The organism is Longimicrobium sp. (assembly GCF_036280135.1).
Lineage (GTDB): Bacteria > Gemmatimonadota > Gemmatimonadetes > Longimicrobiales > Longimicrobiaceae > Longimicrobium.
In genome coordinates this window covers 1-4,553 of record NZ_DASURI010000272.1, presented here as the reverse complement: position 1 = coordinate 4,553, position 4,553 = coordinate 1, and the positions used below count along the sequence as shown (strand labels likewise).

Annotated in this window: 2 protein-coding genes; both read left to right on the top strand. The window is 78.6% G+C overall.

From position 1 onward, the window contains the following. The coding region (locus VFZ20_RS08490; protein WP_329683426.1) for a non-ribosomal peptide synthetase at window positions 1-1,683 on the top strand (1,683 nt) is incomplete at its 5' end. 35 nt (window positions 1,684-1,718) lie between these two features. Continuing rightward, a partial coding sequence (locus tag VFZ20_RS08485; protein ID WP_329683425.1) for a type I polyketide synthase occupies window positions 1,719-4,553 on the top strand: 2,835 nt, incomplete at its 3' end.

Here is a 4,553-nt window from a genome sequence, read left to right as displayed (position 1 = left end):
CGCCACCTGGCCGCCCGCGGCGCCGGCCCCGAGACCGTCGTGGCCCTCCTGGCGGAGCGGGGCCCGCGCACCGTGACGGCCCTGCTGGCCGTGCTCCAGGCGGGCGCCGCGTTCCTCCCCCTGGACCCGGCGTACCCGCCGGACCGGCTGCGCCACATGCTGGCGGACAGCGGGGCCCGGCTCCTCGTGGCGGACGGCCCCCTGCCGCCGGGCCTGGACGGGGACGCCCTGCCCCCCGTCGTGGACCTGCGCGCGGAGGCGGAGGCCATCGCCGCGCGGCCGGCGTCTCCGCCGGGGGGGGAGGTGGACGCGGACCACCCGGCGTACGTCATCTACACCTCCGGCAGCACGGGCCGCCCCAAGGGGGTGGTGGTGACGCACCGGGGGATCCCTGCCCTGGCGGAGTGGGTGCACGGCCGCCTGGGGCTGCGCGCGGACGACCGCGTGCTGCAGTTCGCCTCGCTCTCGTTCGACGCGGCCGTGCACGAGATCCTGCCGGCCCTGCTGGCCGGCGCCACGCTGGTGCTGGCGGACCGCGCCGCGCTGGCCCCCGGCGACGCCCTGCGCGAGACCCTGCGCGGCGGCCGGGTGACCTTTGCCACCCTGCCGCCCTCCGTGCTGGCCGTGATGGACCCGGCGGAGCTCCCCGCGCTGCGCGTGGTGGTGAGCGCCGGCGAGGCGCTGCCCCCGGCCGAGGCCGCGCGCTGGGCGGGCGCCGTGGCCCTGCACAACGGCTACGGGCCCACGGAGACCACGGTGGCCGCCACCTCGGCCCGGGTGGAGCCCGGCGCGGCCCCCTCCATCGGCCGGCCCCTCGCGCACGCGCGGGCGTACGTGCTGGATGGGGCGGGGAACCCCCTGCCCCCCGGCATTCCCGGCGAGCTGCACGTGGGGGGCGCCGGCGTGGCCCGCGGCTACCGGGGGCGCCCGGGGCTCACGGCGGAGCGCTTTGTCCCCGACCCGTTCGGCGGCGAGGCGGGCGCGCGGCTGTACCGCACGGGCGACCGCGTGCGGTGGCGGGCGGACGGCACGCTGGACTACCTGGGCCGGCTGGACGGGCAGGTCAAGGTGCGGGGCTTTCGCATCGAGCCGGGCGAGGTGGACGCGGCCCTGCGCCGGCACCCGGCCGTGCGCGACTGCGCCGTGGTGGTGCGCGAGGACATCCCCGGCGACCGGCGGCTGGCCGCGTACGTGGTGGGCGACGCCGGGCCGGACGTCCTGCGGGCGCACCTGCGCGGCATCCTCCCCGAGCACATGGTCCCCGCCGCCCTCGTGCGCCTGGACCGGCTTCCCCTCACCCCCAACGGCAAGCTGGACCGCGGGGCGCTCCCCCCGCCGGCCCTGGCGGCGGGCGGCCACCGGCTGGAGCCCCGGACGGAGCTGGAGGCGCGCGTGGCCGGCATCTGGGGGGAGCTGCTGGGGGTGGAGACGGTGGGGGTGGAGGACAGCTTCTTCGACCTGGGCGGGCACTCGCTGCTGCTGGCGCGGCTGGAGTCGCGCCTGGCGCGGGAGCTGGGCAGCCCCCTGCGGGTGGTGGACCTGTTCCAGTACCCCACCGTCCGCGCCATGACGGAGCGGCTGGAGGGCGCCACGCGCCCGGCGGCCCAGGCCGGCGAGGCGCGGGGGGCGGAGCGCCGGGCGGGGCTGGAGCGCCTGGGGGCGCGCAGGCGGCGGGACGCGTAGGGACGGGACTCATCCACCTCACTCACACGGACGGAATGGCAGACGCAGCGAGCGAACCCACCCCGGGCACCGGCGCCGAGATCGCCGTCGTGGGCATGGCGGCGCGCTTTCCCGGGGCGGACGGGGTGGCGGCGTTCTGGCGCAACCTGCGGGGCGGGGTGGAGTCCATCGCCCGCTTTGGCCGGGGGGAGATGCTGGACGCCGGCGCCGACCCCGCGCGGGTGGACGACCCGGCCTGGGTCCCCGCCGGGGGGGCGCTGGCGGACGCCGACGGGCTGGACGCCGGGCTCCTTGGCCTGACCCCCCGCGACGCGCAGATCCTCAACCCGCAGCACCGCGTGCTGCTGGAGTGCGCCTGGGCGGCCCTGGAGCACGCCGGGTACGACCCCGCCCGCGCCGGCCGCCCCGTGGGCGTGTTCGCCGGGTCCGGCACCAACGCCTACCTGGAGCACGTGCTGGCCCGGCCGGACCTCGTGCGCGACCTGGGCCCCATCCGCGTGCGGGTGGCCAACGACAAGGACCACCTGGCGGCCGGCATCAGCTACCGGCTCGACCTGCGGGGGCCCAGCCTGGCCGTGCAGACGGCGTGCAGCACGTCGCTGGTGGCCGTGCACCTGGCCTGCCAGAGCCTGCTGGCGGGCGACTGCGACCTGGCCCTGGCCGGCGGCGTGTCCATCGGCGTGGCGCAGCGGCGGGGCTACCTGTACACGCCCGACGGCATCCTCTCCCCCGACGGGCGCTGCCGGGCCTTCGACGCCCAGGCGCGGGGCACCGTGGCCGGCAGCGGCGCGGGGCTGGTGGTGCTCAAGCGCCTGGACGACGCGCTGGCCGACGGCGACACGGTGCACGCCGTCATCCGCGGGTCGGCCATCAACAACGACGGGGCCGAGAAGGTGGGCTACACGGCGCCGGGGCTGGCGGGGCAGGCGCGGGTCATCTCCGAGGCGTGGTCCGTGGCGGGGGTGGACCCGTCCACGGCGCAGTACGTGGAGACGCACGGCACGGGCACCCCCCTGGGCGACGCCGTGGAGCTCCAGGCCCTGGCCCAGGTGCTGGCGCGCTCCGGCGGCGGGCACCCCTGCGCCATCGGCTCCGTCAAGCCCAACGTGGGGCACCTGGACGCGGCGGCGGGGATCGCGGGCCTCATCAAGGCCGTCCTGGCCCTGGCGCACGGCGAGCTCCCGCCCTCGCTGCACTGCGCCGTCCCCCATCCCGAGATCGCCGCGTCCGGCGGCCGCGTGGCCGTCAACACGGAGTTGCGTCCCTGGGTCCGCAACGGCACCCCGCGGCGCGCGGGCGTCAGCTCGTTCGGCATCGGGGGGACCAACGCGCACGTGGTGCTGGAAGAAGCGCCGCCGCCGGCGCCGTCCGGCCCCTCGCGCGCGGCGCAGCTGCTGGTGGTCTCGGCCCGCACGCCCACGGCGCTGGCCACGCTGGCCGGGCGCCTGGCCCACGCGCTGGAGCACGAGGGGCCGCCCCTGGCCGACGCCGCGTTCACCCTGCGGACGGGGCGGCGGGAGCTGGAGCACCGCCTGTCCGTCGTCTGTGGCGACGCGGCGGAGGGCGCGGCCCGCCTGCGCGCGGCGGCCGCACGGGGCACGCGCCCCGTGCCGCGGACGGACCGGCCCGTCGCCTTTCTTCTCCCCGGCCTGGGGATGCACCACGTGGACATGGCGCGCGGGCTGTACGAGGCCGAGCCGGCGTTCCGCGCGGCCGTGGACGAGTGCTGCGACATCCTCCAGCCCCTGCTGGGCACGGACCTGCGCACCGTGCTGTACCCGCCGCGCGGCGCGCGTCCGCCCGGGGACGGGGAAACGGGGGACGGGTGGGACCTGCGGGGAATGCTGGGCCGCGACGGCGCCGCCCCCTCGCCCCTGGACGACACGCGGCTGGCCCAGCCGGCCGTCTTCGTGGTGGACTACGCGCTGGCGCGGCTGTGGACGGGCTGGGGCGTGCGCCCCCGCGCGCTGCTGGGCCACTCGCTGGGCGAGTACGTGGCGGCGTGCCTGGCGGGCGTGCTGCCCCTGGACGACGCGCTGCGGCTGGTGGCCCTGCGCGCGCGCCTGATCGGGGCGCTCCCCGCGGGCGCCATGCTCGCCGTGCCCCTGGGCGAGGCGGCGCTGCGCGAGGTCCTTCCGCCGGCGCTGGACCTGGCGGCCGTGAACACGCCGGAAAGCTGCGTGGTCTCGGGCCCGCCGGCGGACGTGGAGGCGTTCCAGGGGCTGCTCCAGGCGCGGGGCACCGTCAGCCGCCGGCTGGCCGCGGGGCACGCCTTTCACTCGCGGGCCCTGGCGCCCGTGGCCGCCGAGGTGGAGCGGCTGGCGGCCGGGATGGGGCTGCGCGCGCCGCAGATCCCGTTCGTCTCCAACGTGACGGGCACCTGGATCACGGACGACGAGGCCCGCTCGCCCGCGTACTGGGCCCGCCACCTGTGCGCCCCCGTGCGCTTTGCCGACGGCGTGGCCACGCTGCGGCGCGAGCCCGGCTGGGTGCTGCTGGAGACGGGCCCAGGGCAGACGCTGGGCGCCTGGGCGCTGCAGCACCCCGCCGGCGGCGTGCCCGACGACCGCGCCGTGCTCAGCTCGCTGCGCCACCCGCACAACCGCGTGGACGACCAGGCGTTCCTGCTGGAAAGCCTGGGCGGCGCGTGGGCCGCGGGGGTGAGCGTGGACTGGGACGCGTTCGGCGAGGGCGAGCGGCGCCGCCGCATTCCCCTGCCGGGCTACCCCTTTGAGCGCGCGCGCTACTGGGTGGACGCGCCGCGCCCCGCCGCCGCGCCCGCGGACGGCCCCCCGGCCCCGGCGTCCGGGACCATCGAATCGAAAGGACTGCACGTGGACGCGACGGAAACCGTCCCGGCGGCGGCGCCC